Here is a 25,896-nt window from a genome sequence, read left to right as displayed (position 1 = left end):
GCCCCCAGTTCATGTTCCGTCCGGTTTAGCTGTCGCGCCCTCGGACCTCAAGCGTTCGCGGTGACGGGCCAGCCAATAGGCGCTTGCTACCAACGGCGCATTGGCAAGCGTCTGCGCGTCAGCCAAAGCTATCAATTCGTCAAAGGACATCAAATGTGAGCGAATATCCTCACCTTCAGAGGCCAAACCTCCCGTGCCGGTAATCTGATCCGGCAAATCCGCCAATCCCACGAAAATGTGAAAGAACTCGGTCGCATTGCCGGGAGAGGCATAGACGTTTCCAACCGGCTCTAGCCTACCTAGCGTTACCCCGGCCTCTTCCTGCGCCTCACGGCGCGCGGCGGCCTCCGGCGTTTCACCGGGGTCTATATGACCTGCGATGGGTTCTAGCTGCCAACAGGTTTCATCGCCCCGTGCCAGTGGCCCCATGCGAATTTGTTCCACCAGCAGCACGCGGTCGCGCACCGGATCATAAGGCAGCACCAGCGCCGCATCCGCGCCGATGAAAACCGCACGGTCAATCTGGTCAGACATACCGCCCCTGAAGGTTTCATGCCGCAGAGAGATTTCATCAAGGGCAAAGAAATTCGCGTAAACGCGGCTATGATGAGTAATGTCGACTTTGCCGCTTAGGGTGCGCGCATCATGCTGGCCCTGCTTTGCCAGCACTCGCTGATAAGCCCGACGGCGGATCATCGGAAACATCGCGTCAACCTCTGCGCGGGGGCGTTGCCCCATATAGCTCATCACCTCGCGCGCAGCGTGACACGAAAGCGCGGCCCAATCGGCCTCCCATTGCTCCAGTGACCACGGCCCTTCTGACGTCCAACGCCCCGGTTGCGGCAGATAGCCCTCTGCCGCCTGCCCGTCTGCCAAGGTTACCGGTACTAGATCATAGTCAAAAGCGCCTTCGTAAAAGTCGAGGCGGGCAAAATCATTGGCACTTAGACCGCGCAGCAGCAGGCCCGAGGTTTCAGTGCCCTCATCCTTTGCGATGGTCGGAAACGGGCCTTCTGCAGCGGCAGAGACGCGGTAGCCCGGCAAGCGCGCCGCGCTGAGGTCAATCGCGCCAAAGGGGCGGCCCAGCACAAGCTCTAGCAGCGGCAAATGCCGCAAGGTTCCGTAGATAAACAAGTTTCGCATTATAGTTAGGACCACCGGTTATGGGCAAATTCGGTCAAAAGACCCGTGATTACCGCACCGATTACAAGCGCCACGCCCATCGGTACAGTGGCAATCATCACGCCAAACTCTGCCCCGATATGAAAGATGGCGACAATAGCCTCAAACGGATCATCATAACGGTTGCGCAGGGCAAGCCGAACCATCTCATTCGCCGCTTGTAGGAATACCGCCCAAAGCATGAGCACGAAGACCCCGGCCAAGCCGTTGTTAATCGCCGCCGCCGTACCGCGCCCGGCACGCCTGCCCATAACGCGCCAGCCCACCAGCAGACCAAGCACGACGTTCAGCGGCAGGAAGTACCCAAAATCGGTGCTTTCCGGCATCAAGGGCACGACCATCCCCGACAGCACAAAGGCCAGCACTGCGAGTGAGATCGCGGCCATAAGTCGTGCACCGGTAGGCATTTTTCGGCTCCTTGCGGGGGGCGACCGCCAATGCGGTCACACAGGTCGCCGTACCGTAATCTGCGTTACATCGCAATTTCCACTGTCAAATGTCGCAGCGCAGGAAGTGAGGTAAAAATTCCACATCCGGCGAAAGCGCTCATCAAAGCCAAGCGCATTGATTTCGCCCCATCTTTCGTTAAAGGTCTCATGCCAGCGGCGCAGGGTAATATCATAGCTTTTGCCAAACTCGATCGAGCGGTCAACCACCAGCCCCGCGCGTTCAACCTGCTGGCGCAGCACTGTGGGGCTGGGCAGCATGCCGCCCGGGAAGATGTACTTTTGAATGAAATCCACACCGCGTTTATAGACTTCCCAGCGGCGATCCGCGACGGTGATGATCTGCAATGTCGCCGCCCGGCCCGGCTTTAACCGTTGATGCAGCGTGTCAAAATAGGTCGGCCAATACTTCTCGCCTACCGCCTCGAACATCTCGATGCTAGCAATGCCATCGTAGCTGCCAGTTTCATCGCGGTAGTCTTGCAATTTAAAGGTCACAAGATCCGAAAGCCCCGCTTTGGCAATGCGTTCCTTGGCGTAGTTGAACTGCTCTTGGCTGATGGTAAGCGCGGTCACGTTCAACCCGCGCTCGGCAGCGGCATATTCCGCGAACCCCCCCCAGCCGCAGCCGATCTCTAGCACATGGTCGCCGGGCTGCACGCCCATTTGGTCGACCATGGATTTGTATTTAGCCGTCTGCGCCGCCTCTAGTGATTGTTGTGCGTCGCCTTCGAACATCGCTGAGGAATAGGTCATCGTTTCATCAAGCCACAGACCGTAGAACTCATTGCCTAGATCATAGTGCTTGCTGATGTTGCGCTTGGCCTGTTTGCGGTTGTTGCGTTGCAGCCAGAAACGGAACTTCTCGAACTGGCGCAGCAGTCCTTGGCCGGGGAAACCGTCATAGACTGTCTCATTCCCCGCATGCACAAGATCCATAAAGGCTTGGAGGTCCGGCGTCGACCACCATTCATCAAGGTAGGCGTCACAAAAGCCCAGGTCGCCCTCGCGGATCAACCTAGCGAACAGATCATCATTATGGATGTGCAATTCGGCCACCGGGCCGGGTTTGGCCCCTTCGGCCCGGAACGCGCGCCCATCGGGCAAGACGAAATCCACGCGCCCATGCTGCATCCCTTGCGCCATGGCAAAGACCTGCGGAAAGTAACGCGGCAGTTCCTTCTGCCCCTCGGTGGTTGTCAGCTTCATACCTCGGTTCCGTTCTTGTTATTGGCACCCACTGTAACCGCGGGTTGCAGTTTGGCAAAAATTTAAAAATCACGATTGCGATAGGCGTCCAGAGCCCGTTCGCGCCCTTCTGAGAGATCGACAATAGGGTCGGGATAGTCGTCATCCGCGCTTCGGCCCCAACGGCGCGGGATCGCGTCGAAATAGGCCAGCGCCTCCTTGCTGGGCTTGGGGCGTCCTTCGGCAATCCAGCGGCGGGTATAATCGCGGCCTTTGTCAAAGCGATCAAGCTGGGTTTCTGGGTTGAAGATGCGGAAGAACGGCGTCGCATCGGGGCCAGATCCTGCGGCCCATTGCCAACCCATCGCGTTATTGGCCGGGTCCCAATCGATCAGATGGTCTTCGAACCATTTCTGGCCGATCCGCCAGTGACACATCAGGTGTTTGGTCAGATAGCTGGCCACGATCATGCGGCCCCGGTTGTGCATCCGGCCCGTAACCTGCAATTCGCGCATGGCGGCATCGACAAAGGGCACGCCGGTGCGCCCCTGTTTCCACGCCAACACCTCGGCGCGGCGCTCATCCTCATTCCACGGGAAAGCCTGCCATTCCTCGCGCCAGTTTTGGTCAAGAATGCGCGGCGTGTGGTACATCAGATGATAGGCAAACTCGCGCCATGTCAGTTCTTTCAGGAATGTCTCGGCACCGCGCTTGCCCTCTTGCATGGCACGTTGGCCCGCGTGCCAACACTGAGCCGGGCTGATTTCGCCCAGTGAAAGGTTTTCCGACAGAGCCGAGGTGCCATCTTCGCCGGGTCGGTCACGGCTGTCGTCATAGCCTTCGACGATATGCGCGATGAAAGCCCCTAATCGCGCCTGTGCTGCGGCTTCGCCGAGACGGACATAGGGGCGCACCACATCGCGCCCGCGCTGCATTTCGGTGTCCATCTGCCAGCTTTCAAGCGCGTCGCTTTCGGGCCAAGCCTTGGGTGCCGTGATCTTATCAGGTGTCGCCAGCGGCTCGGCCACATCGCGGCCACGCACCGATTTCCAATAGGGGGTGAACACCTTGTAAAAACCGCCGGTCTTGGTCTCGACTGTCCAAGGCTCAAACATCAGATGCCCGGCAAAGCTTTGGGCGTCGATGCCATCGTCTTTCAATGTCTCCTTGATGCGGCTGTCGCGGTCTATGGCATCTGGATCGTAAAGGCGGCTCCAATACACTGCGCCTGCCCCGGTGTCTTTGATCACGCTGCGCAGCACCTCCAGTGCATCCCCGCGACGGAGGATCAGGCGGCTGCCCTTTTCCTTCAGCGTCTCATTAAGACAGCCCAAGGCCAACCCCAGCCGGAACTTGGGCGCGGCACCCAAGGCTTCCGACTGATCATCGTGAATGAAAAGCGGGATCACCGGGCGGCCCGTCTCGCAGGCCGCCGCCAATGCTGAATGGTCGCTCAACCGCAGATCGCGGCGGAACCACATGATAATCGGGGTGTTTTCACTCACGTTTGGGGTCTTGCTCCTCGGTTGACCTCGAAACATAGCGCCCCCGCGCCGGGGTCAAGGCTCAGAGCAGATCATCCAGCGCATTCAGCAGTTTATCCATCTCTGCCTTGGTGGTGTAATGGGTAAAGCTAAGACGCAAAACGCCTTGTTCCTGATCCACACCCATCGCCGAAAGCGCGCGGCCCGCATAAAACGTGCCGCCCCCTGCCATGATCCCGCGTTCTGCCAATGCTTGGGCCAACTCGACACCGCTTCGGTCAAGTGCCAGCGCCACCGTCGGAGCGCGTTCATCCGCGTTTGTGGGGCCGATTACCCGTACCGAGTTACGCGCCGACATCGCGTCAAGCAGCGGTTGCAACAGCGCTGTCTCATGGGCGCGCATGGCGTCATGTACGGCAACACCCCGCGCCGTGGCCTCCGCCGCACCGCCTATGTGATGTGCATGGAATGCATCGATATAATCCGCCATCCCCGCGCTTGCCGCGATCTGCGCATGATCTGGCCCTGCGGGGGTGAAGCGTTTGTATAGAACATCGCCGTTAAAGCTATGCGCTTGGTTCGGCAGCAATTCCGCCAGTGCGCGGCGGATGACCATCACACCTTGATGTGGCCCAAAGGTTTTATAGGCCGAGAAAAGATAGATATCTGGCCCTAGGTCACCGACATTGGCAAACCCGTGCGGCGCATAAGACACGCCATCGACGCAAACGAATGCCCCTGCCGCATGGGCAAGTGCTGTGATCTCCGTCACCGGATTGATTTCTCCCACCACGTTGGAGCAATGCGGGAAGCAGACCAGTCGCACCTTTTCATCAAGCAATTTTTCAAGCGCTGCCGGATCAAGGTGCCCGGTCTCTGGATCAACCTGCCACTCACGGATTTCGATGCCCCGTTCGGCCAAGCGCCGCCATGGGCCGGTGTTGGCTTCGTGGTCTTGATTGGTCACGATGATCGCCTCCCCCGGCTGCATCATCTGGCCAAACGCTTGTGCCAAAACATAGGTGTTTTGTGTGGTCGAGGGACCAAAGCTCAGTTCCTCTGCCTCGGCCCCAAGGATCGCGGCCATGCGGCTGCGGGCTTCGTCCATTTCTTCACCGCCCAAGCGGCTGGCGGCATAGGCCCCGTAGGGCTGAACCTTCCGTTGGGTGTAGAAACGGTGCAGACGGTCGATGACCTGCCGACAGGTGTATGACCCTCCGGCGTTCTCAAAGAATGCTTGGCCCTGAAGGCTTGGCTCGGCGAAGGCGGGAAATTGGGCGCGGACCCACTCGGAATCAATATGCATGGCGCGAAGGTCCCCCGAGGCGCGGCTAAGGTCAAGCGCTCAAAGGAAAACGGCGACCCCGAAAGGCCGCCGTTCAAATTTTTCTTCAAGTCGCTAATGGTTAGCGAATTTTGCGCTCATCTTGCAGACCGCGGAAGATGCAGTAGCACATGAACAGCAACAGCAGCGTGAACAGCAATCCGGTGGAGATCACCATGGACTGCAGGGCCGCCAAGCCCCCGCCAATCAGCAGCGCGATCGCGACGGCACCTTCAAAGATGCACCAAAACACCCGCTGTGGCACCGGCGCATCGACCTTGCCGCCAGCAGTGATCGTATCGATCACCAGCGAGCCGGAGTCAGACGACGTGACAAAGAACACCACGACGAGCACGATGCCGATGAAAGAGGTGATCGACGCCAGCGGCAGTTGATCCAGCATTTTGAACAGCTGCAGCGGCAAACCGGCATCTTGTGCGCCTGTATAGCCGTCGTTCAACACCTGATGGATCGCGGTGCCGCCAAAGATCGACATCCACAGCACGCAGACGACAGATGGGATCAATAGCACACAAACGATGAATTCGCGCACGGTACGGCCCCGGCTGACGCGGGCGATGAACATGCCGACGAAAGGTGACCAGCTGATCCACCACGCCCAATAGAACGCCGTCCAACCTTGGGAGAAGTTCACGTCTTCACGACCAAAGGGATTTGCCAGCGCGGGCAGATACTCAATGTACGCCACCAGTGAGTCCCAGAAGAACGTGAGCAAGAAAACAGTTGGCCCGACGATCAAGGTGAACAGAGCCAGCAATGCGGCAAGCCCCATGTTAACCTCACTCAGTACCTTCACACCGCCATCAAGGCCGCGCAGAACCGAAACCAACGCCACGGCAGTGATCAAGGAAATCAGCACGATCTCAGATGTCGTTCCCATCGGCACGCCGAAGAGTTCGTTAAGACCGGCATTGGCCTGGGTTGCCCCCAAACCCAGCGACGTTGCCAGACCGAAAAGCGTGGCAAAAACCGCGATGGTGTCGATGATATGCCCGGGCCAGCCCCAAACACGTTCGCCCAGAACCGGATAGAACGCAGAGCGGATCGTCAGCGGCAGACCCTTGTTGTAAGTAAACAACGCCAGTGCCAATGCGACGATGGCGTAAATCGCCCAAGGGTGCAAACCCCAGTGATAGATCGTCGCCGCCATGCCAAGGCGCAGCGATCCAGCTTCGTCGCCCGTTGCAGCCCCCAATGGCGCCCAGTCGGTGCGCAGGCCGTTCTCTGTCGTGATCTCACCCATAGAGGTCGAGAAATGTGTCAGCGGCTCGGATACACCGTAGAACATCAGCCCGATGCCCATGCCAGCGGCGAAGAGCATCGCGAACCAGCCCAGATATGTGTAGTCAGCCACCGCTTCGTTGCCGCCAAGGCGGACATTGCCAAAGGGCGTCACAATCAACAAAAGCGCAAAGATCACGACCAAATCGGCGGAACCGATCAAGAACCAATCAAAATTCTTGGTGGTGAAGTTGAACATCGCCGAAAAAACGCCGGCGGCCTGTTCTGGCAAAGCAATTGTATAAAAGACGAAGATCACGACAGCGATCCCCGAAATTAGAAAAACCGGGTTGTGGATGTCCAATCCGAACGGCCCGATCTGCCGTTCAATATTGTCTTGACCGATCTCATAATCGGTATCGATCACATCCGCCTTGCCCTCAGGCTCGGGGATGCCGTGCGAACTCGTATCGCTCATTATCTGTTCCCTCTTTGATGACAGATCACCATGCGAAACCATGGCCTCTGTTTTTTTCATCCGTGCGCAACAGGATAGAGGCTTGCGACCATTGGGCAAGCTCTTGCGGCCAAGTCCCCTTAGAAACTTAGCTAAAACGACCTATCCGCGGCCTGCTGCGACGTAAGTTTGAGGGGGTTAACCTGCCCCGAGCGCGGCTGCAATGGCATCGGCCTGTTCGCGGATCCGATCCATGTCACCTTGGACGCCCGGTGGGCGCAGCTTGTCACCCTCATGGCGCGGCAGAATATGGTAATGCAGGTGGAACACCTCCTGCCCGCCCGCAGCTTCGTTAAATTGCTGCACCGTTATCCCATCAGCACCAAAGGCTCGCAAACAGGCACGGCTGACTTTTTGCACAGTTGCCAGACAATCGGCCAACTGCGCCGGGCCCGCGTCTAGCATATTGCGGCAAGGTGATTTGGGGATCACCAAACAATGACCCTCGGCGCGCGGCATGATGTCCATAAAACAGTAGGTCTTGTCGTCTTCATAGACCTTAAAGCTAGGGATTTCTTTGCGCAGGATCTTGGCAAAGATATTGTCGTCTTCATAGTCGGCCATCATGCTCTCCTTTTGGCAGCCGGGGCGGCGCAGTTCATTAACCACACCGCCCCGCGCCTAGGCATATCAGGCGTTTACGTCGACGACCACACGGCCTTTGACCTGACCTTTCAGGATGTCCGCCCCAAGTTTGGGCAGATCGCTGAGGCTCGCGGGCTGGATCATCGCGTCAAGCTTCTCCATCGGCAGGTCTTTGGCCACCCGCTCCCACGCACGCAGGCGGTTGTCATAGGGCTGCATCACACTGTCGATACCCAAAAGGTTTACGCCACGCAGCAGGAATGGGATCACCGTGGCAGGCAACGCCGCACCACCGGCAAGGCCTACGGCTGCAACGCTTGCGCCATATTCCATCTGCCCCAGCACACGGGCCAGCATGGCACCACCCACGGCATCAACGCAGCCGCCCCAAGTTTCGCCTTCCAGCGGGCGTTTGACCGTCTCGTTGATCTCATCTCGGGCGACGATCTTGGTGGCCCCAAGGCTTTTGAGGTAATCTTCGGTCTCGGGCCGTCCGGTGACTGCGGCGACGTCATAGCCAAGATTGGCGAGAATCGCCGTAGCGACCGACCCCACGCCGCCAGCCGCGCCTGTTACCAGCACCGGCCCCATTTTAATTCCGTGGTCTTCGAGCGCCATCACAGCCAGCATGGCGGTAAAGCCCGCCGTGCCCACTGCCATTGCTTTGCGTGTATCCAGCCCGTCGGGAAGTGGTACCAGCCAATCGGCCTTGACCCGCGCCTTTTGAGAATAACCGCCCCAATGGGCCTCTCCTACGCGCCAGCCGGTCAGCACGACCTTGTCACCGGGCTTGTAGCGCTCATCATCAGAGCTTTCTACGGTACCGGCAAAATCGATCCCCGGCACATGCGGATAGTTCCGCACCAAGCCGCCCCCCGGCCCGACGCAAAGCCCGTCTTTATAGTTCACGGTGGAGTATTCTACCGCAACCGTCACTTCTCCTGCGGGCAACTGATCTTCGGTGATCTGTGTTACCTCGGCGTGGGTCTTGCCTTCGTCGTCTTTGTTCACGATCAATGTGTTAAAGCTCATTATTCATCCCTTTCTCAGTTTTCAGCTCACCGGACCTAGGCCCAGAAATTCTCTCTTACGGTCACGTCCCGCACGCCTTCTGGGCTCCGCACCTGCAACTGCGTGCCCGGATCCCAATGGGTCATGCGCACCATTCCAACGGCCACATTCACCCCAAAATCGGGCGACCACACGGTTGAAGTCACCTGACCCACTCGCGTTTCACCCGCCATCAGCGGCCAAGCGCGATCGCACAATGGCACCGGATCACCGGCGATCTCTAAGGGACGTATCTGTTGCACGGGCCCCTCTTTGGCCACCCGTAAGAGCGCATCCCTGCCGATACAGCCCATCGCGGACTGTGTATCGCATAGCTTGCCAAGGCCACATTCATGCGGGGTGTTATCGTCGGTCATGTCGTTGCCATAGCTCAACAATCCGCTTTCAATCCGTTCAATCAGGTTTGGGCAGCCCGCCCGCACGTCCAGATCACGGCCCGCCTCAAACAGTGCCTCCCAAAGCGGCATGGCAATATCTTCGCCTTCGGTGTAGATCTCAAACCCGCCCTGTTTCGAATAGCCCGACCGCGCGATATTCATCGCCCGCTCCTGAAAATAGAACTCACCAAAGCGAAAAAACTTCACCTCTCGTACTGCATCTCCAAAGACCCGCGCCATGAGGTCTTCGGCCTTTGGCCCTTGAACCGCCAGCAGGTTAACATCAGGCTCATCCACCAGCACATCTAGGCGATAACCGTTGCATATCCCTTTGGCCCAGAACAACAAATCGCTGTCGGCGATAGAAATCCACCAGCGGTCTTCGGCCAATTTCACGGCGACCGGATCATTAAGCATGCCCCCCGTCTCATCAACGATCGGCACATAAACGCAACGCCCCGGCATCACCTCGCGTAGATCGCGCGGGGTGAGCATTTGCATCAACCGCGACGCATCAGGACCGCGCAGTTCAACCTGTCTTTCACAAGCGACATCCCAGACTTGCACGGCTTTCTTCAAGTGATGGTAGTCGGCTTCGATACTGTCAAAGACCGTCGGCAGCAGCATCCGGTTGTAGACGGTATAGGCCTTGGCACCGGCGGCTTCGACACCCGGCGTGAAGGGCGTGCGGCGGATACGACGCGAGGGAGAGAGTTCAGCCATTAAACATCCTCCGGCATGAAAATCAGATCGGTCACCGGCGCCTCTTGGCCAGCGGCAGTCAACATGGCATGTACCTGACCCCGGTGATGGGTTTGGTGGTTGAAAAAATGCATCACACATTGCGCCCCTGGTTTAGTAACTTCGCACTGCAAGATACCGGAAAACCACGATAGTTCGGCGTTCAAATTGCTTTGGTCCAACCCTTGTGCCCAATCGACAATGGCCTTGTCGCAGACTTTCCGCGCTTGAAACCAAGCTGCGCCGGACGGGCAAAGTTGAGTGTCCGGCCCGCTGGGGCCGGGCAAAGCAGTATCAAAACGCGACAGCCAAAGCTGATCACACCAAAGCAAATGGTTAAGGGTGCCGAGGATCGAGCCGAAGAATGCTCCGCGATCAGCAGTTAACGCGTCCTCATCCATCACCTCAATAATACTGGACAACTGTTTGTTTTGCCAAGCATTGTAGTGGCTCATTTCCTTGGCGTACCCGGGCCGGATCACTTTGCGCCTTGCCAGTCAATCGCACAAACCTCTGCAGATTTGCCGCCGAAATCCCAGATCCGGCCATAGTCGCGCACTTTGGATTTCACCCCACGCGCGGCCACGATATTTGGCCCCATCCAGTATTTTGAATTGGTTATGGTTACCGGCTGATCGGGTTCTGCCCCTGCGAGGAGTTCAATCTCACCATTGATCTTGCGGCCAATGTTAATGACACGGCGATTGTCGTCGCGGATAATCTCAACCGGGGCACGCTCGGCACCGATGATCTCGCTCACCAGCATTGTGAAAAGCCCCGTGGTACCGCCCGCTGCCCCGCTGAAGATTTTCAACAACCCGTCATACGCCGCCTCGCTCGCGCGATCGTCGACGTAGGCAGCCACTTTCCAGTTGCCTTCGCCCATGCGGCCAGGAATATCGACCAAAAGGCCGACATTCAGCCCGGACAGATCCTCACCCTCGAATTTTCCTTCGTCGATCACAATGCCCATCCATGCGTGGCAATGGCCTTCGGTCGGCAGATGTGCGCCAAGGCTGACCACGCAGGGGCAGAAGACATCGCAGGAACAGTTTAGAAAAAGCTCTCCTTTGATCGCCCAATCGGCGGGCGTCATTTCTCTGTTTGGCATATCATCCTCCTGTTAACATGGGCCAACCCGCCACGACGCCAGCGCCGAGGATCAGGGCGAAACCCATTGGTTTGGTTACGTAATTACCAATTTGGGGCAATTTTTCGAGCACCATGAACAGCGTTGCCACCCCCATCCACGCAAGGTTCATCACCCCGCCCGCAAAGCCCAGCACCATAAAGCCCCAGCAGCAGCCTGCGCAAAAGGTACCAAGGCCCAGCCCCATGCGGAAACCGCCGATCGTTCCCCTGCGCCAATTGCCCATGAAATACATCATCGGGGAATGGCAGACGCCGTGACAAACCTCTTTCGCGCGGGTAAATTGAAACAGCCCCACAGCAAGCAGCAGCACAGCAGCGGTCCAGCGCGATTTGGCGATACCAAGCATGTCGATCACCCCGCCATGCAGCAGCAGCAATTGAAACCCGGCGATCCCGGCGGCAAACGCAAGCCAGACCGCGAAATAGCCCCCCAGAACGGCCAGCCAGCCCATGCGGCTTCCATTGGCCGAGGTCATGAGGTCTTCGTAAGCGCGCAGCGTGGGCACCATGGTTGGCACCATCATGGCTGCCATCATAGCGCCCCACATCACAAAAAGCGGAAAGAAATGCGCCATGGGCATATACATATCCATGCCCGGATCCATCTGCCGCATCCGTTCGCCCATGGCACCGGGGCGGCCTAGTAGGTCAAGGTCCATCTGCATGGCCATGGCGTACATCATCCACCAAGCGGCCAATATCAGGGCGAAAAACCCCAGCCACATCGTGGACCGTACCATCGCAGACATCTCGCGCCCCTCCCGTGCAAGCTCTTGTGGATTTAATGTCAGACAAATAAAGTCCTCGCAAACATTAATTGTAAGACATATGAAAATCGACCCAAGCAACCCTGCCGACCTGTCAGCCCAGATCGCCTCTGCCATCCGTGATGCCATTGTCGGTGGTCGGTTGATCGTAGACCAACGTCTCCCGTCAGAAGCCGAATTGGCCGAGCAATTTGAGGTCTCTCGCCCAACAGTGCGGGAGGCACTGAAGCGTCTCGCAGCGCAATCGTTAATCCGGACCCAACGCGGGGCCACGGGCGGTGCATTTGTTAATCGGCTCAGCTTTCCAGAGGCTTACGACCAACAGATCACCACCTCTACGCTGCTTTTGTCGATGAATGCCGTGAGTTTTGAGACCGCCTGCGAAGCGCGCTATGCGCTTGAGCGGGCCTGTGCGCCCCTTTCGGCGGAGCGGCGCACAGCCGATCACCTTGCCACCATGCGCGCAGAAATCCACCGTCAGGCGCAGCCGGGGCTGACCGACGAAGCATTCTGCGCCTCGGATGTCGCCTTTCATCGGGCGTTGGTCGATGGGGCGGGCAACCCCTTGCTGAGCTATCAACTTGCGGGTGCGGTCGAGGCCATGCAGCCGTTGATGAATATGATCACCTTCACCGCCCGGGATCGTGCCCGCATCGTCGCGCTGCACCAAAATATCGCTGATGCGGCAGAGGCGCAGGATGGTGCAGCGGTTACGGCAGGTTTGAGCGCACTTGAAGTTGAGACCCAAGAATTAGCGCAAAGTGTCCTCGCCGCCCGCGCTGCACGGCTTGATGCGAAGGCTAGATTGGAAAGTTGATGTCTGACGAAAAATAGACTTATCAATGCTTTGCCTGCTTAAGTTCACCCATAAATTTCCCAGAACTGCACCCCTTGCAATTCATCCCCCCCAGCCCTATTTTAGTCATGTCCTTCGGGACTATAGACATAAACGCGCTCGTAATAAGCGGTTCGGACCCGGGGGCGGTACCCGGCGGCTCCACCAAACATCCTTCATTTGGGGATCATGGGGCCGAAATAGGATCGACGAACGTCTAAAGGGGTTGCTTTGTCTCGGTGAGTTACCACCGTTATCGGTACAAACTGTACAATTGCAAATGACAATCGTGCTCCAGTTGCGATGGCCGCGTAAGCGGTTTCAGCGACTGAAATCTAAGTCCTTAGGCTTTGCAGCTTAAGGCGGGGTTCGCAGGTACCTGGCAACAGAAACCTGCACTTTTATTCCCGATATCTGTTTGTTTATGGCAGCTTGCATGGCGATGCTGCCCACACTTGACCGCGCTTATTGGTGTGCCTATCCGTTGTGAGAAAACGCCGTTAAGGCCTCTCAGATAGCAGGAAGCGCCGATGACCCCGCCCAATTGGCCCGAGATGTTTCGCGTGTTCGGGCGCGTTGGCCTGATGTCCTTCGGCGGCCCGGCGGCGCAAATCGCTGTGATGCACCGCGAATTGGTCGAAGATCGCCCTTGGCTGAGCGACCAGACCTTCCTGCGCGCTCTATCGCTCTGCATGTTGTTGCCCGGGCCGGAAGCGATGCAACTTGCCACCTATGCCGGGTGGCGACTGCGCGGCGTGGCCGGGGGGCTTTTGGGTGGTATGCTGTTCGTTGTACCCGGTGCGATTTTTATTGCCGTTCTAGCGCTGCTTTATGCGTGGTACGGGCAGTTGCTGCTGGTTCAAACCGCATTTCTGGGGATAAAGGCGGCTGTTATTATCGTCGTATTCCAAGCGCTTATCAAGGTTTCTTCAAAGGCGCTTCAGGGCAGATTGGGATGGGCCTTGGCGCTTGGGTCTTTCATCGCGCTTTTTGTTTTCGGGCTACCTTTCCCTCTGATCATTTTGGGGGCCGCTGCCGTCGGAATGATCGCAAAAGAACCCGCCGCCGCGCCTGAAAATGTGCAGCTGCCCCGTGCCCACAGCGTTCGAACCATGCTAATCTGGGGCGCTCTCTGGGCGGCACCCCTCGTTATATTGGCGCTTTTGGGGAATGAATTCCTGCTGCAATTAGGGCTGTTCTTTTCGAAACTCGCAGTGGTCACCTTTGGCGGCGCTTATGCGGTTCTGGCCTATATGACGCAGACGGTTGTGCAGGATTTCGGCTGGATCGACACGGATCAGATGATCGATGCGCTCGGTCTGGCAGAAACCACCCCCGGACCGCTGATCCTTGTGACGCAGTTTGTGGGAATGCTGGCGGGTTTTGCGCAAAGCGGGCCGTGGGGCGCGCTTGCCGCCGGGATGCTGACGCTTTGGGTGACATTTACACCGTGTTTTTTGTGGATCTTCCTTGCCGGTCCCTACCTCGAAGCGCTTTCGGCGCAGCCGCGTATCGCGGGTGCGTTGCGGGCGATCACCGCGGCGGTGGTCGGCGTGATTGCCAATCTTTCTGTCTGGTTTTCATTGCATGTGTTGTTTGACCGTGTCGATCCGGCGACCCTCCTCGCCCTGCCCACCCCGGTCTGGGGGAGCTTTAACCTTTTGGCCGCGGTGCTGACATTAGTCGCCGCTGTTTTGATGCTGGGGCTCAAGCGCGGTTTTGTGACCTCTATGGCCCTGCTCGCGGTCCTTGCCTTGCTGTTAACCGCGATTTAGCGCCGCGCCCCCTTTCACTCGCCCGTGAATGGGGTATGCTGATCCCTGCCCATCGCCCGGACCGGAGAGAAGAATGAGCCGCAGCATTGATTACGGCAACCTAATGCACGAAGCCATGCGGGGTCTTATCCGCAAGGTTTTACAGGATATTTCTGACAATGGCCTGCCGGGGAATCACCATTTCTTTATCACCTTTGATACGTCCCATCCGGATGCGGAGCTGGCCGATTGGCTATCTGACCGCTACCCCGGTGAGATGACGGTGGTCATACAACATTGGTTTGATGGGCTGGACGTGACGCCAGATGGTTTCGCGATCACGCTGAACTTCGGAGACGCGCCAGAGCCGCTGTATATCCCTTACGATGCCATCCGCACGTTTGTGGACCCATCGGTTGAATTTGGTCTGCGGTTTGAACAGCAAGAAACCGAAGAAGACGACGACGAGACCGATGAGAACGCACTCGACCAGACTGACGAAGATGAGTTGGAAGTCGCGGAGGAGCCATCCAAAGACGCCGAGATCGTGTCGCTGGATTCGTTCCGGAAGTAAGGACAACAGCACCGTTAGCGCCATAGCTGCATTGCGCAGGTCGCAAGGCACAGGTACACCGCTGGACAACGATAAGTCACAGCAGGAGCCGCAAAATGGCCGATACCCGCACCGAAACCGACAGCTTTGGTCCTCTCGAAGTCCCATCCGATAAGTATTGGGGCGCACAGACGCAGCGCTCGATCATTAACTTCCCGATTGGCTGGGAAAAGCAGCCCATTGCCATCGTGCGCGCGCTTGGCGTGATCAAGAAAGCCTGCGCGCAGGCGAATGTGGCCCAAGGCTCGCTGGACGAAGAACGCGGTAAAGCAATCATTCAAGCCGCTGGCGAAGTCTTTGAAGGCAAGTTCGACGACAACTTCCCGCTGGTTGTCTGGCAGACCGGCTCGGGCACCCAGTCGAACATGAACGCCAACGAGGTTATCGCCAACCGCGCGATTGAACTTATGGGCGGCACAATCGGCTCCAAAGACCCGGTGCACCCGAACGATCATTGCAACATGGGCCAGTCGTCAAACGACACTTTCCCCACCGCCATGCATATCGCCACCGCGATGACCGCGCGTGACGTGCTGCTGCCGGGGCTGGAGAAGCTGCACGGCGCGCTGCAAAAGAAGGTCGAAGAATTCGACGGCATCATTAAGATTGGCCGGACCCACACGCAAGACGCGACGCCGCTGACGCTGAGCCAAGAGTTCTCGGGCTACACCCATCAGGTCGCCATGAGCATCGCCCGCGTGCGTGACGCTCTGGGCCGCATTTATGAGTTGGCGCAAGGCGGTACCGCCGTTGGCACCGGGCTGAATACCAAAAAGGGCTGGGCCGAGACCGTGGCGCATAACATGGCCGAAATCACCGGCCTGCCCTTTGTTACGGCGCCTAACAAATTTGAAGCGTTGGCCGCCCATGACGCGATGGTGGAAATCTCTGGCGCACTGAAGACGGTGTCAGCCTCGCTGTTCAAAATCGCCAATGACATTCGCCTGTTGGGCTCCGGCCCACGCTGCGGTCTGGGCGAATTGATCTTGCCTGAGAACGAGCCGGGCTCGTCTATTATGCCGGGCAAGGTAAACCCGACCCAGTGCGAAGCGCTGACACAGGTCTGCATTCAGGTGATGGGCAACGACGCCGCCGTAGGTTTCGCAGGCTCGCAGGGTCATTTCGAGTTGAACGTTTACAAGCCGATGATGGCCTATAACGTCCTGCAATCCATGCAGCTTTTGGGCGATGCAGCGTCGGCCTTCACCGACAATCTTATGGTCGACCTCAAGGCAGACGCAGACCGGATCGAAAAGCTAATGCGCGAGTCGCTGATGCTGGTGACAGCGCTGGCGCCTGAAATCGGTTATGACAATGCAACCAAGGTCGCCAAGACCGCGCATAAAAACGGTACCACGTTGAAAGAAGAGGCCATCGCACTGGGCTTCGTGGATGCCGAAACCTTTGAACGGGTCGTGCGGCCCGAAAATATGATCGGACCAAAATGAGTGCGCCCATCAACCTTAACAAGGTGAAGAAAGAGCGGGACCGTTCGTCTCGCAAAGCACGCGCCAACGAAAACGCCGTGGGTTTTGGCCAGACCAAAGCGCAGAAAGACGCGCTCAAGGCCCGCGCCGAGCAGATCGCCCGCAATCTGGAATCGCATAAGCGCGAGACATGAACGCGCGTCCTCGCAAACATTCGGTGACCCTTCGGGGTCACCGGACATCAATCTCTCTCGAAGATGAATTTTGGGATGAGTTCCGGGCCATTGCCGCCGCGCGGGGGCTGCCGATCAATGCATTGGTAACCGAGATTGACGCGGCACGGGGGCTGGACATCGGGCTGGCCGGGGCGATCCGCTTGTTCGTGCTGCGATCGTTAAAGGAACGTTTACCAAAGGCAGATTAGCGTCGGGCCATGGCCCTCGCATTCCCTCTCTCACCGGCCGCTTGGCTGGCCGATATTTTCGCCTCAAAGGCGGCCATTCGCGGTCAGGTTATTCGATGTAAAGCGCGCGATATCGAAAAGTTCGTCGGTCGCCGCGAATTGAAACGTCGTGGTTTCCTAGCGGTTGAAAACGCCGGACAGGTCATCATGTTTTGCAACAGAGAACCCATCCGGCGGATTGCCTAGCCGTTTTCTTTTAAAGAAAACGGCCTCGGAATTTTCAAAAAATTCCGTTTCAGCAGATCGACGCTTGGTAAATCTTCTCGATGTTCTGGCCAAGCGCCTCGTTGAACTCCGCGTCCGTCATTTTGACGTTCAACCCTTCAGTCAAAGCGCGCGAGAAGCTGGCGATCATGGTGCGGTTCTTGCCAAGCCGCTCGCAGGCCTCTGCCGTGGAATACCCACCCGACAGCGCCACAACGCGCAGAACGTTAGCGTGGCCGGCCAGCTCGTCGTAAAGACCGGCTTTCTCGGGGATTGTCAGCTTCAGCATCACCATTTCGCCCTCGGGCAGCGCGTTTAGGCGCTTCTCGATCTCGCCGCGCAGGATCTCTTCAGCCTCGGCTTTGCTTTCGGAGTTGATGTTCACCTCAGGTTCGATGATTGGCACCAGACCCGCCGAACAGACCTGTTTGGCAAGTTCGAACTGCTGTGCAACCACGGCGGCGATCCCGTTTTCATTGGCCTCGTGAATGACCGAGCGTTCCTTGGTGCCGAAAATGCCGTGCTTCACCGCGCGCGCCAGCAGATCGTCGATCTCCATGATCGGCTTCATCATCTGCACGCCGTTGTTGGTTTCCTCCAACCCCTTGTCGATCTTCAGGAAAGGCACCACGCCACGGTCTTCCCACAAAAGCTGCGCGACGGGTTTGCAGTTGATCGTGTCATCCATAGTGCGCTCAAAAAGGATCGCTCCGATCACTTTGTCAGAGGTGAAATCTTCGGCCAGAATAATCCGCGCCCGCATGTCGTGGACGGCTTTGAACATCTCTTCGTCGCCGTTGTAATCCGACGGTTCCACGCCATAGAGGCTCAGCGCCTTGGGGGTGGAACCACCCGATTGATCGAGCGCCGCGATGAAGCCCTTGCCGCTGTTCATTTGCTCAAGTTGTGCCTTGTCGTAGCCCATGTCACCCACGTCCTATTGTTGATTCCGTTTGCAGCGTTTCTAATCGAAACGCAAAGCCGATGATAGAAGGCTAGCGCTTTGATAGCGCTAACCAAATGCCCTTATCTGAACGGACGGTCAAATGTGCGACGGGCACCGGCACACAGTTGGGCTGCGCGGTAACGCGAAAGTCCTTTAAGATGCGCGACAGGATTAACGGCCCTTCGACCATCGCGAACCCGGCCCCCGTACAGACACGCGGCCCAGCAGAGAATGGGATGAAGGCCTCGCGCTGGCATTGCTTGCCGTTTTCGGTCTGCCAGCGGGTCGGGTCGAAACCGTCGGGATTGTCCCAGAGCCGTTCGTGCCGATGCAAATGCCAAGGGCTTAGCACAAGCTGCGCACCCTTCTTCACGTCCCGTTCCCGGAACCGTTCAGGGCAGCTGTTTTCGCGCACCATCATCGGCACGGGCGGATAAAGGCGCAGCGTCTCGCGAAAGACATCGCGGCTGAGTTTAAGCTTCGACATCACAGCGAAATCGCAGGTCTCCAGCGCCTGCGCCTCCTCGGCCAGCTGCTCTTGCCATTCGGGATAGGTCGCCATTAAATAAAGCGCCCAGGCCAGTGCAGAGGCACTCGTTTCGTGCCCCGCAAGGAAGAAGATCGCGACCTGATCGACCATCTCTTCGGTGTCAAACCGCGCCCCAGTTTCGGGGTCGGCCTGGGTCATGATTTTGGTAGCGAGATCGTTAGGTGCAGTTCCTGCCTCAATTTGCTGCATCCGCTCTTGAGTCAACTCGGTAATCAATTCCCTGATCCGCGCGGCGCTGGCGCGGGTATCTTTGCGAAACAGGCGCGGCATCCAACGCGGGAGCGGCAAAAGCGCGCCAAGATTCAAGATCGGCTGGCTGCGTTGATAGTTGCGAAACTCCGCAAACACCGCGCGGGCGACTTCGTGCTCGATGGGCAGCGAAAACAGCGTGCGAAAAATTACGTCGGCGGCGGCGTGGCTGGTCTCGGCCTCGATCTCAATTACCTGCCCTGCCTGCCCCTCCAGCCGCGCCGAAGCGGCTTCGGCGGCGTCCCACATTGCCGGGAATGTTTCGCGCAGGCGCCCGCCTTCGAACGCAGGGTCGATGATCCGGCGCTGCCGTTTCCATGCGTCCCCGTTGGTTAGAAAGACGGAGTTACCTAACAGCGGGCGCAGCCCCTCGCCGATCCGTTCAGATTTGGGGAAATCATCGGGCCGGTCTTTTAGCACCGTTTTGACCAATTCGGGCTGGTTCATCAAATAGCTACGGAAGAACGGCGTTTTGAACTCTGCCATCCACGCCCGATAAAGCCGCGCGGGCTGGGCCGAGAGGATGTCTGCGCGAAACAGCTTGGCGTAGCGCCAAAGCGATACGCGGTCAGGCCGCGCAGGGGGCTTGGGGGGAAGGCTCATGCAGCGACGGAAGTGTATTTACTGACCGCATGGTCGATCCGCGATTTGGACGCAGGCCGCCCATCATATCGCGCGGCCAAGGTTTGCGGCCCTGCGGTGATCTGGAAATAGTCATAGTCGCGGGGGCGGTCAAAGGCGCAGAGGTATTGGAAATGAAGCCGGAAAAAGCGCCAGCGCAGTTCCTTCCAACGCGCGGGGCTCAGCGTTTGGGTGAACGCGGCAGAAAAGACCAGCGGCCAGCGCTTGCCCTCGGGGGCCACGCCCGACACCGACACCGGATCACAAAGCGCAAAGGCGCAGCCATCGCCGGGAGCTGTGACATCGACCCACGCCAATTCATCGCGGGTTGAGAGGTAGCGTAGATCGGCGCGGAGCCGTTCGGCGTGAGACAAGAAAGACACCATTGGCACCACCTGACCGAGCGAGAGAAATCCCAAAGCAGGCCCGCCTGTCGGCACCCTGCCCGCGCGGATGAGATCGGCCAATACCGAGACACCTAGATGCGCCCCGGAGGAATGGCCGACGACCAACACCTCATCTACATCCGTGGCCAAGGCGGCGGCGATGGTGTCGCCGAACGCGGCTATCCGTGCTTCCAACTCTGGTGAATTGGCGCCCTTTGTCGCTGCTGAATACGCGTAGTCATGCATGAGGTAATAGGCGAAGAACTTGCCGTCCTTCTTTTTGAACCAGCGCAGCAGGGCGATGCCTAGCCCGACGCCCAAAACGGCAAAAGCCAACTGCGCGGCCCCGTTATCGCTAAGCAATCCCAGCACACGGTAAGTAATCAGACCAACCGCCAGCGCCAGCAACGCCTGCACGATCAGCATTCCCACCGGATAGAGTGCCGCAATCACCGGCCCCTTGCGTAGGCGCATCAGACGCCACAGCGTACCGGAGCCGATGTAGACCCACGCGGTGCGCAGCAATTGCCAATACGTCGCCGGGATTGAATTGCTCATGCTGGTGCGCACAATATCGGACCAGACCAAGACTTCGACCTGGGCCGAGACCTGCTCGCCCTCAATCATAGCATCAACGTTCCAGCCGTAGTTGCCCTTGCCCAACTTCGGCTTCAATGCAACCTCATAGCCCGAGATCGCCGCCTGTGCCGCGCCTTCCTTGCGGTAAAGCTCGCGGTAACGGCGCGGGTGAATAGGATCATAGCCGGGGATGTAGAACACCCGTCGCGTCTTGACCTGCCCTGTTTTGCTGTCGCTCATGCCCAACCCCTTGTCCGGCACAGTCTAGCCGCAATTCGGGGCGAGAATAAGGCTTTATCCGACGGTGGCGAGGATCGGGAACGTCTCTAGCAGCCAGAACGAGAAGGTTGTGAACGCCCCGGTCAGCAGCGCCAGACCCACCAGAACCAGCAGCCCGCCCATGATCCGCTCAATGAGCTTCATATGCGGTTTAATCCGGTTCATCAGCGTCATGGCGCGGGTGATGAACATAGCCGCCAGCAGGAAAGGAATGCCCAGCCCCGCCGCATAGACCCCCAACAAAAGCGTGCCGCGTGAGACGGAAGCCTCGCTCGCGGCCAGCGACAGAATTGCGCCAAGCTGTGGTCCGATACAGGGCGTCCAGCCAAAGGCGAAAGCCAGCCCGAGAACATAAGCGCCAAAGCTTGACCCGCCTTTATCACCTGCGTCCAAACGCGCCTCTTGATCAAGGAACGGGATGCGGAACAGGCCTACAAAATGCAGGCCGAATACGATGATAACGACGCCAGAGATCTTGGCGAAGAGCGCCTGATTCTGCAAAAAGAACATACCAAACGCCGAGGCGGTAAAGCCCAGCAGGATGAAAACTGTGCTTAGCCCCAGAACGAAAAACAGCGCCGCCACGACTGCACGCCGCCGCGCGGTGCCTTGGCTGGACATGTCGTTGATCGACACCCCCCCCATATAGGCCAGATAAGGCGGCACAATTGGCAGCACACAGGGCGACAGGAAACTGAAGATCCCGGCGATCAGGGCGATTGTCATGGCGGGCAAAAGCCCAGCGTCGAGAAGGCTGATATCAAACATGCCCAAGTCCTAGACCGCCAGCGCCCCGGCGTCACCTGTCATATTGTCACAAGATCGTGGACCTTGAGAAAGTCTTGGATTAACTGAGCTTATGAAAATCGAAAAACTAGATGCCACAGGGCTTTTGTGCCCCCTGCCCGTGTTAAAAGCCCGCAAACGATTGGTTGCCTTGGCGCCGGGCGATCAGTTGCACATGCAGGCCGATGATCCCGCCGCCGTAATTGACGTGCCCCACTTCTGCGCCGAAGCCGGACATGAACTGACCGAAACCCGGACCGAGGGTAAGGCGGAGCTGTATATCATCACCAAGGGCGGCTGAGCGCGGGGCGCGGGGCGCGGGGCGGCTCATCCGTCCAACTCATGATTACAAGAATCGAAAACGGCGGACCTAAGAGCCCGCCGTTTCTGTTTTCTGTGCCGTGACTTAGCTGCCCAGCGACCACCAGCCACGACGTTTGGGCTTGGGCTTCTCGGCGGGCTGTTCCTGCGCCTGCTCGGCTGCGGTTTCAGGTACGGCCTCTGCGACAGGTGCCTCGGCTGTGGGCGCGGGCTTTACCTCTTCCGCGACGGGTGTGGCGGTTTCCGGGCTTGGCGCTGCAATAGGTGTCTCGGTCGGAAGCGCTTCGGCCATCGCGTCGGGCGTTGCTTCGGTAACCGGCTCTACCGGTTTCGCCTTGGCGCGGCTCCGGCGTTTGGGCTTTGGTGCAGGCTCGGCCGTCTCTTCGGTGGCTGCCGCATCGGCTGTCACACTGCCCTCTGCCGGTGCATCGGTGGCGGGCTTTTTGGCCCGGCTGCCGCGGCTCCGTCGTGCCTTGGGCTTAGGCGTCTCTTCGGCCTCGACGTCAGCAGCAACCTTGGGCGTTTCGCCCTCAGCGGCAGCAAGCGCTTCGGGTGCCGGTTCGGCTTCTGGTGCGACTTCGGCCTTTGGCTTGCGCGACCGGCTGCGGGTCTTGGGTTTAGGCTTTTCTTCTGTGGCAGTTGCGGTTTCACCTTCGGTTTGGGGCGCATCGGCCTCTACCGGCTGGTTCTTTTCCGCGTCATCGGATTGTACGGCGTCCTGCTGCTGACCGTTGTTCTGGTCATCTGCATCATTCTGCTGATCACCATTGCCATTGCGGCCACGGCCCCCCCGGCTGCGACGACGACGACGACGACGCTTGGATTTACCTTCGCCATCGCCCTCTTCACCATTACCGCCACCGTTATTATTCCCGTTGTCGGGTTGGGTGGCTTCCTGAGCGGCGGGTGCCTCTTCTGCTTCGGCGGCGCTTTCATCTTCGTCGATCTGATCCATCAAGGACGTATCGACCGAAACGACGTGATCCGTCGCGGGTGGTACGGCGCGTGTCGCGGTCTTGAACTTTTCGATGTGGAAATCGGGGCTGACCAGCGATGGGTCGCCTTCGATCCGCACAGACATGCCATAGCGCATTTCGATATGGGCAATGTGCTCACGTTTTTGGTTCATCAAGAAGTTGGCGATGCCTACGGGCGCACGTACCAGCACTTCGCGCGAACGGCGGCGGGTGCCCTCTTCTTCGATCTGGCGGATGATCGACAGCGCGAGGTTGTCGTCAGAACGCACAAGGCCGGTGCCGTGGCAGGCGTGACAAGGCTGGGTCGTTGCCTCGATCATACCGGGACGCAGACGCTGGCGCGACATTTCCATCAGACCGAAGCCCGAAATGCGGCCCACCTGAATGCGCGCGCGGTCGGTCTTCAGCTTGTCTTTCATCATCTTTTCGACGGCAGCGTTGTTCTTGCGCTCGTCCATGTCGATGAAGTCGATGACGATCAGCCCGGCGAGGTCGCGCAGACGCAGCTGACGTGCCACCTCGGCGGCGGCCTCAAGGTTGGTCTTGGTCGCCGTCTGTTCGATCGAGCCTTCTTTGGTCGCCCGGCCCGAGTTCACGTCGATGGCCACCAGTGCTTCGGTCACGCCGATCACGATGTAGCCGCCCGAGGGCAATTGAACCGTGGGGTTGAACATGCCCGAGAGGTAGCTTTCCACCTGATAGCGCGCAAAGAGCGGCAGGCTCTCGTTGTAGAGCTTCACGTTCTTGGCGTGGGACGGCATGATCATCTTCATGAAGTCTTTGGCGATGCGGTAGCCGCGCTCGCCCTCGACGTGAATCTCATCAATCTCGCGGTTATAGAGGTCGCGGATCGAACGTTTGATCAGATCGCCTTCTTCATAAATCTTCGCAGGCGCGATCGATTTCAACGTCAGCTCGCGGATCTGCTCCCAGAGGCGCTGGAGGTATTCATAGTCGCGCTTAATCTCAGCCTTGGTGCGTTTGGCACCGGCGGTGCGCACGATCAGGCCAGCACCTTTCGGCACCTCGATCTCGGTCGCGATTTCCTTCAGCTTCTTACGGTCGGCGGCATTGGTGATCTTGCGGCTGATGCCACCACCACGGGCGGTGTTGGGCATCAAGACGCAGTAACGGCCAGCAAGGCTGAGGTATGTGGTCAGCGCCGCGCCTTTGTTGCCACGCTCTTCTTTAACCACCTGCACCAGAAGGATCTGGCGAACCTTGATCACTTCTTGGATTTTGTACCGACGCGGGCGCGGTTTGCGCACTGGGCGAATGTCTTCGCTGTCATCTTCGTCGGCGACGGATTCGATTGAATCGTCTTTCGCCGTGGCATCGCTGCCCTTCTCGTCGTCGCCATTGGCTTCATCGGCATGGGTGTCGTCAGAGGTATTGTCCGCAGCTTCGGTTGCCAGCGCTGTGTCGCCTTCGTCGCCGTTAGTTTCCGGCTCTTCTACCGGTGTCTCGGCGACCCGCTCCATGGGTGAACTGCCCTCCTCACTGTCGAGGTCGACCGTCTCCATCCCGGCGATCTGATCGCTGCTGTCGTCAGATACCTCGGCCGTTGCTACGGCGTCATCGCTGGTGGTTTCTGCGGCTTGGGTTTTGGAACGGCTCCGCGAGCGAGAGCGCGTGCGCTTGGGTTTGTCGTTCTCGTCGTCCTTGGCAGCCTGTGCTTCGGCATAGGCACGCTCTTCTTCCAGCAGCGCCTGACGGTCGGCCACGGGAATTTGGTAATAATCGGGATGAATTTCCGAAAAAGCGAGGAAACCATGGCGGTTGCCGCCATAGTCCACAAAGGCCGCCTGAAGCGACGGCTCGACGCGCGTAACCTTGGCTAGATAGATATTGCCAGCCAGCTGGCGTTTGTTTTCTGATTCAAAATCGAATTCTTCGACCTTGTTTCCGTCCACGACCACAACGCGAGTTTCCTCGGCGTGGGTGGCATCGATAAGCATTTTCTTAGACATAGATCCATTATGCACAGCACCCGCGCGCAAAAAGCCCCTGGTGGGGCATCGGGCTGGGAGGTGTGACTTGTCAGGGCGATGGAGGACGCGGCAACAGCAGGGCCGCTGAGGGCCCCGGTCTGTCTGCTCTGAGCATCTGCGCGCGTCATCGCGGTTCTTCTCCGATGCAAGGGCTTGTCGCGCCTCTTACATCCATTAATTAGCTGTGCTTCGGTCGGGCTAACCCTTGCGAATATCAGCGGTTCTTCGGCCGTTTCCAGCCCAATCGGTCTGCCTGCCCCCCGGTGTCGAAGTGACGCAGCAGCGAAACTGTCAAAAGTCTTCATACGCCAGTCGGGCGTTACGGGACTTATCCGGCTAGTTAAGAGCTTTAAGGGGTGAAACACAATGGCCAATCGAATGAGCAACAGTCAAATGCGGTTTATGTCGGCCCGGTTGACAACGCGCATGCGCTTGGAAACATTCAGACTGTCGGCGCGGCTACCTTCCGCGACGCAACAGTACTGCCCGGTCACAGGCTGCGGCACCCAGCCTTGAAGGACCGCATCAGATGCAAAAAATACTCCGCCCCGCGATTTGCCTTACGTTTTTTGGCCTCGCCGCCTGTGACGAAATCGCCGTGGCCGATGATCCGGCGGCGTTGGCCGACCTGCGCGGTCAGAAAAGCTGTTTGGCAGCAGTAGGCCAGCAAACGGGCGCGGCGGGCGTGGCAATCAACACCACGCGTCCTGTGGTCGAACTTTACCGCTATGTGGTAAACGTACCCGGCGGCGCAAGCTGGTCGTGCATCACCGATCCAAGCGGCAAAGCCATTGAGATTGCAGAGCAGCGCAGCGGTTAAGCCGCGCTGCTCTGCAATC

26 protein-coding genes and 1 other RNA gene are annotated in these 25,896 nt (G+C 58.4%); 10 read left to right on the top strand and 17 right to left on the bottom strand.

All coding sequences use genetic code 11. The features are described from left to right. Positions 1–9: 9 nt before the first annotated feature. The 12 genes from DSM110093_RS08230 to DSM110093_RS08175 all read right to left on the bottom strand — a co-directional run bounded on the left by DSM110093_RS08230 (position 10) and on the right by DSM110093_RS08175 (position 12,058). Positions 10–1,143, bottom strand: a complete 1,134-nt coding sequence (locus DSM110093_RS08230; protein WP_243267619.1) for an NUDIX domain-containing protein — start codon at positions 1,141–1,143, stop codon at positions 10–12. Positions 1,144–1,148: 5 nt separating this feature from the next. Continuing rightward, the gene (locus DSM110093_RS08225; protein ID WP_243267618.1) at positions 1,149–1,589 is read right to left on the bottom strand and encodes a TrgA family protein; all 441 of its coding nucleotides are present in this window, start codon (positions 1,587–1,589) and stop codon (positions 1,149–1,151) included. 36 nt (positions 1,590–1,625) lie between these two features. Beyond that, entirely contained in the window at positions 1,626–2,837 is a 1,212-nt protein-coding gene (locus DSM110093_RS08220) for a cyclopropane-fatty-acyl-phospholipid synthase family protein (RefSeq protein ID WP_243267617.1), read from the bottom strand. A 62-nt stretch (positions 2,838–2,899) separates the two neighbouring features. After that, positions 2,900–4,321: a deoxyribodipyrimidine photo-lyase gene (locus tag DSM110093_RS08215; protein WP_243267616.1), complete on the bottom strand. Its 1,422-nt coding sequence runs from the start codon at positions 4,319–4,321 to the stop codon at positions 2,900–2,902. Between the two features lie 61 nt (positions 4,322–4,382). Further along, positions 4,383–5,606 (bottom strand): aminotransferase class V-fold PLP-dependent enzyme, encoded by a 1,224-nt coding sequence (locus DSM110093_RS08210; protein ID WP_243267615.1) that lies wholly within the window; start codon positions 5,604–5,606, stop codon positions 4,383–4,385. A gap of 100 nt (positions 5,607–5,706) precedes the next feature. After that, entirely contained in the window at positions 5,707–7,344 is a 1,638-nt protein-coding gene (locus DSM110093_RS08205; RefSeq protein WP_243267614.1) for a BCCT family transporter, read from the bottom strand. A 177-nt stretch (positions 7,345–7,521) separates the two neighbouring features. After that, positions 7,522–7,947 carry an HIT family protein gene (locus tag DSM110093_RS08200; RefSeq protein WP_243267613.1) on the bottom strand — a complete coding sequence of 142 codons (426 nt, stop codon included), beginning with the start codon at positions 7,945–7,947 and terminating at the stop codon, positions 7,522–7,524. Between the two features lie 66 nt (positions 7,948–8,013). After that, positions 8,014–9,000, bottom strand: a complete 987-nt coding sequence (acuI, locus tag DSM110093_RS08195) for an acryloyl-CoA reductase (protein ID WP_243267612.1) — start codon at positions 8,998–9,000, stop codon at positions 8,014–8,016. A 35-nt stretch (positions 9,001–9,035) separates the two neighbouring features. Beyond that, the gene (locus tag DSM110093_RS08190; RefSeq protein WP_243267611.1) at positions 9,036–10,139 is read right to left on the bottom strand and encodes a dimethylsulfoniopropionate demethylase; all 1,104 of its coding nucleotides are present in this window, start codon (positions 10,137–10,139) and stop codon (positions 9,036–9,038) included. Continuing rightward, positions 10,139–10,612, bottom strand: a complete 474-nt coding sequence (locus DSM110093_RS08185) for a DinB family protein (protein WP_243267610.1) — start codon at positions 10,610–10,612, stop codon at positions 10,139–10,141. Before DSM110093_RS08185 ends, DSM110093_RS08190 begins: the two co-directional genes overlap by 1 nt. Before the next feature lie 23 nt (positions 10,613–10,635). Beyond that, positions 10,636–11,268 carry a DUF1326 domain-containing protein gene (locus DSM110093_RS08180; RefSeq protein ID WP_243267609.1) on the bottom strand — a complete coding sequence of 211 codons (633 nt, stop codon included), beginning with the start codon at positions 11,266–11,268 and terminating at the stop codon, positions 10,636–10,638. Between the two features lies 1 nt (position 11,269). After that, positions 11,270–12,058, bottom strand: a complete 789-nt coding sequence (locus DSM110093_RS08175; RefSeq protein ID WP_243267608.1) for a DUF2182 domain-containing protein — start codon at positions 12,056–12,058, stop codon at positions 11,270–11,272. Positions 12,059–12,137: 79 nt separating this feature from the next. On the opposite strand from DSM110093_RS08175, the gene DSM110093_RS08170 reads away from it, so the two are divergent. The 8 genes from DSM110093_RS08170 to DSM110093_RS08135 all read left to right on the top strand — a co-directional run bounded on the left by DSM110093_RS08170 (position 12,138) and on the right by DSM110093_RS08135 (position 17,354). Next, positions 12,138–12,893 carry an FCD domain-containing protein gene (locus DSM110093_RS08170; protein ID WP_243267607.1) on the top strand — a complete coding sequence of 252 codons (756 nt, stop codon included), beginning with the start codon at positions 12,138–12,140 and terminating at the stop codon, positions 12,891–12,893. 70 nt (positions 12,894–12,963) lie between these two features. Further along, positions 12,964–13,311, top strand: a transfer-messenger RNA (tmRNA) gene (ssrA, locus tag DSM110093_RS08165). A gap of 130 nt (positions 13,312–13,441) precedes the next feature. Continuing rightward, positions 13,442–14,686 carry a chromate efflux transporter gene (gene chrA, locus DSM110093_RS08160; protein WP_243267606.1) on the top strand — a complete coding sequence of 415 codons (1,245 nt, stop codon included), beginning with the start codon at positions 13,442–13,444 and terminating at the stop codon, positions 14,684–14,686. Positions 14,687–14,759: 73 nt separating this feature from the next. Continuing rightward, on the top strand, positions 14,760–15,239 hold the full coding sequence (locus DSM110093_RS08155; RefSeq protein WP_243267605.1) for a ClpXP protease specificity-enhancing factor SspB: 480 nt from the start codon (positions 14,760–14,762) through the stop codon (positions 15,237–15,239). Between the two features lie 95 nt (positions 15,240–15,334). Beyond that, complete coding sequence (gene fumC, locus DSM110093_RS08150; protein ID WP_243267604.1) at positions 15,335–16,726, top strand: class II fumarate hydratase; 1,392 nt, start codon at positions 15,335–15,337, stop codon at positions 16,724–16,726. Continuing rightward, positions 16,723–16,899: a DUF4169 family protein gene (locus DSM110093_RS08145; protein ID WP_243267603.1), complete on the top strand. Its 177-nt coding sequence runs from the start codon at positions 16,723–16,725 to the stop codon at positions 16,897–16,899. Before fumC ends, DSM110093_RS08145 begins: the two co-directional genes overlap by 4 nt. Further along, entirely contained in the window at positions 16,896–17,129 is a 234-nt protein-coding gene (locus tag DSM110093_RS08140) for a ribbon-helix-helix domain-containing protein (RefSeq protein ID WP_243267602.1), read from the top strand. The genes DSM110093_RS08145 and DSM110093_RS08140 overlap by 4 nt, the downstream gene beginning before the upstream one ends. Before the next feature lie 9 nt (positions 17,130–17,138). Beyond that, on the top strand, positions 17,139–17,354 hold the full coding sequence (locus DSM110093_RS08135; protein WP_243267601.1) for an N-(5'-phosphoribosyl)anthranilate isomerase: 216 nt from the start codon (positions 17,139–17,141) through the stop codon (positions 17,352–17,354). Positions 17,355–17,403: 49 nt separating this feature from the next. Here the strand turns inward: DSM110093_RS08135 and DSM110093_RS08130 are convergent, their stop codons facing one another. The 4 genes from DSM110093_RS08130 to DSM110093_RS08115 form a co-directional block, all read right to left on the bottom strand. After that, positions 17,404–18,297 carry a fructose bisphosphate aldolase gene (locus tag DSM110093_RS08130; protein ID WP_243267600.1) on the bottom strand — a complete coding sequence of 298 codons (894 nt, stop codon included), beginning with the start codon at positions 18,295–18,297 and terminating at the stop codon, positions 17,404–17,406. Positions 18,298–18,367: 70 nt separating this feature from the next. Further along, entirely contained in the window at positions 18,368–19,720 is a 1,353-nt protein-coding gene (locus tag DSM110093_RS08125; protein ID WP_243267599.1) for a cytochrome P450, read from the bottom strand. Continuing rightward, complete coding sequence (locus DSM110093_RS08120; RefSeq protein ID WP_243267598.1) at positions 19,717–20,943, bottom strand: hypothetical protein; 1,227 nt, start codon at positions 20,941–20,943, stop codon at positions 19,717–19,719. Before DSM110093_RS08120 ends, DSM110093_RS08125 begins: the two co-directional genes overlap by 4 nt. 54 nt (positions 20,944–20,997) lie before the next feature. Then, a complete protein-coding gene (locus tag DSM110093_RS08115) occupies positions 20,998–21,750 on the bottom strand; it encodes a cytochrome c biogenesis protein CcdA (protein ID WP_243267597.1) in 753 nt (250 codons plus the stop codon). Positions 21,751–21,841: 91 nt separating this feature from the next. Between DSM110093_RS08115 and DSM110093_RS08110 the strand changes: the two genes are divergently transcribed. Beyond that, on the top strand, positions 21,842–22,069 hold the full coding sequence (locus DSM110093_RS08110; RefSeq protein ID WP_243267596.1) for a sulfurtransferase TusA family protein: 228 nt from the start codon (positions 21,842–21,844) through the stop codon (positions 22,067–22,069). 105 nt (positions 22,070–22,174) lie between these two features. Here the strand turns inward: DSM110093_RS08110 and DSM110093_RS08105 are convergent, their stop codons facing one another. Beyond that, entirely contained in the window at positions 22,175–25,036 is a 2,862-nt protein-coding gene (locus DSM110093_RS08105; RefSeq protein ID WP_243267595.1) for an Rne/Rng family ribonuclease, read from the bottom strand. 550 nt (positions 25,037–25,586) lie between these two features. Between DSM110093_RS08105 and DSM110093_RS08100 the strand changes: the two genes are divergently transcribed. Continuing rightward, positions 25,587–25,877, top strand: coding sequence for a hypothetical protein (locus DSM110093_RS08100; protein ID WP_243267594.1), 291 nt, complete (start codon positions 25,587–25,589; stop codon positions 25,875–25,877). Positions 25,878–25,896 lie beyond the last annotated feature (19 nt).

The organism is Sulfitobacter sp. DSM 110093, assembly GCF_022788715.1.
Taxonomy (GTDB): domain Bacteria; phylum Pseudomonadota; class Alphaproteobacteria; order Rhodobacterales; family Rhodobacteraceae; genus Sulfitobacter.
The sequence above is the reverse complement of the archived record's forward strand: the minus strand, read 5'-3'. Positions and strand labels throughout refer to the sequence as shown.

Bases quoted from the DNA above. Each gene is read 5' to 3' on its own strand.
- DSM110093_RS08110 (WP_243267596.1), top strand. From the start codon at position 21,842: ATGAAAATCGAAAAACTAGATGCCACAGGGCTTTTGTGCCCCCTGCCC.
- DSM110093_RS08230 (WP_243267619.1), bottom strand. From the start codon at position 1,143: ATGCGAAACTTGTTTATCTACGGAACCTTGCGGCATTTGCCGCTGCTA.
- DSM110093_RS08145 (WP_243267603.1), top strand. From the start codon at position 16,723: ATGAGTGCGCCCATCAACCTTAACAAGGTGAAGAAAGAGCGGGACCGT.
- DSM110093_RS08100 (WP_243267594.1), top strand. From the start codon at position 25,587: ATGCAAAAAATACTCCGCCCCGCGATTTGCCTTACGTTTTTTGGCCTC.
- fumC (WP_243267604.1), top strand. From the start codon at position 15,335: ATGGCCGATACCCGCACCGAAACCGACAGCTTTGGTCCTCTCGAAGTC.
- DSM110093_RS08225 (WP_243267618.1), bottom strand. From the start codon at position 1,589: ATGCCTACCGGTGCACGACTTATGGCCGCGATCTCACTCGCAGTGCTG.
- DSM110093_RS08105 (WP_243267595.1), bottom strand. From the start codon at position 25,036: ATGTCTAAGAAAATGCTTATCGATGCCACCCACGCCGAGGAAACTCGC.
- DSM110093_RS08130 (WP_243267600.1), bottom strand. From the start codon at position 18,297: ATGGGCTACGACAAGGCACAACTTGAGCAAATGAACAGCGGCAAGGGC.
- DSM110093_RS08175 (WP_243267608.1), bottom strand. From the start codon at position 12,058: ATGTCTGCGATGGTACGGTCCACGATGTGGCTGGGGTTTTTCGCCCTG.
- DSM110093_RS08140 (WP_243267602.1), top strand. From the start codon at position 16,896: ATGAACGCGCGTCCTCGCAAACATTCGGTGACCCTTCGGGGTCACCGG.
- DSM110093_RS08135 (WP_243267601.1), top strand. From the start codon at position 17,139: ATGGCCCTCGCATTCCCTCTCTCACCGGCCGCTTGGCTGGCCGATATT.
- chrA (WP_243267606.1), top strand. From the start codon at position 13,442: ATGACCCCGCCCAATTGGCCCGAGATGTTTCGCGTGTTCGGGCGCGTT.
- DSM110093_RS08115 (WP_243267597.1), bottom strand. From the start codon at position 21,750: ATGTTTGATATCAGCCTTCTCGACGCTGGGCTTTTGCCCGCCATGACA.
- DSM110093_RS08125 (WP_243267599.1), bottom strand. From the start codon at position 19,720: ATGAGCCTTCCCCCCAAGCCCCCTGCGCGGCCTGACCGCGTATCGCTT.
- DSM110093_RS08120 (WP_243267598.1), bottom strand. From the start codon at position 20,943: ATGAGCGACAGCAAAACAGGGCAGGTCAAGACGCGACGGGTGTTCTAC.
- DSM110093_RS08200 (WP_243267613.1), bottom strand. From the start codon at position 7,947: ATGGCCGACTATGAAGACGACAATATCTTTGCCAAGATCCTGCGCAAA.
- DSM110093_RS08185 (WP_243267610.1), bottom strand. From the start codon at position 10,612: ATGAGCCACTACAATGCTTGGCAAAACAAACAGTTGTCCAGTATTATT.
- DSM110093_RS08180 (WP_243267609.1), bottom strand. From the start codon at position 11,268: ATGCCAAACAGAGAAATGACGCCCGCCGATTGGGCGATCAAAGGAGAG.
- DSM110093_RS08205 (WP_243267614.1), bottom strand. From the start codon at position 7,344: ATGAGCGATACGAGTTCGCACGGCATCCCCGAGCCTGAGGGCAAGGCG.
- DSM110093_RS08190 (WP_243267611.1), bottom strand. From the start codon at position 10,139: ATGGCTGAACTCTCTCCCTCGCGTCGTATCCGCCGCACGCCCTTCACG.
- DSM110093_RS08220 (WP_243267617.1), bottom strand. From the start codon at position 2,837: ATGAAGCTGACAACCACCGAGGGGCAGAAGGAACTGCCGCGTTACTTT.
- DSM110093_RS08210 (WP_243267615.1), bottom strand. From the start codon at position 5,606: ATGCATATTGATTCCGAGTGGGTCCGCGCCCAATTTCCCGCCTTCGCC.
- acuI (WP_243267612.1), bottom strand. From the start codon at position 9,000: ATGAGCTTTAACACATTGATCGTGAACAAAGACGACGAAGGCAAGACC.
- DSM110093_RS08155 (WP_243267605.1), top strand. From the start codon at position 14,760: ATGAGCCGCAGCATTGATTACGGCAACCTAATGCACGAAGCCATGCGG.
- DSM110093_RS08170 (WP_243267607.1), top strand. From the start codon at position 12,138: ATGAAAATCGACCCAAGCAACCCTGCCGACCTGTCAGCCCAGATCGCC.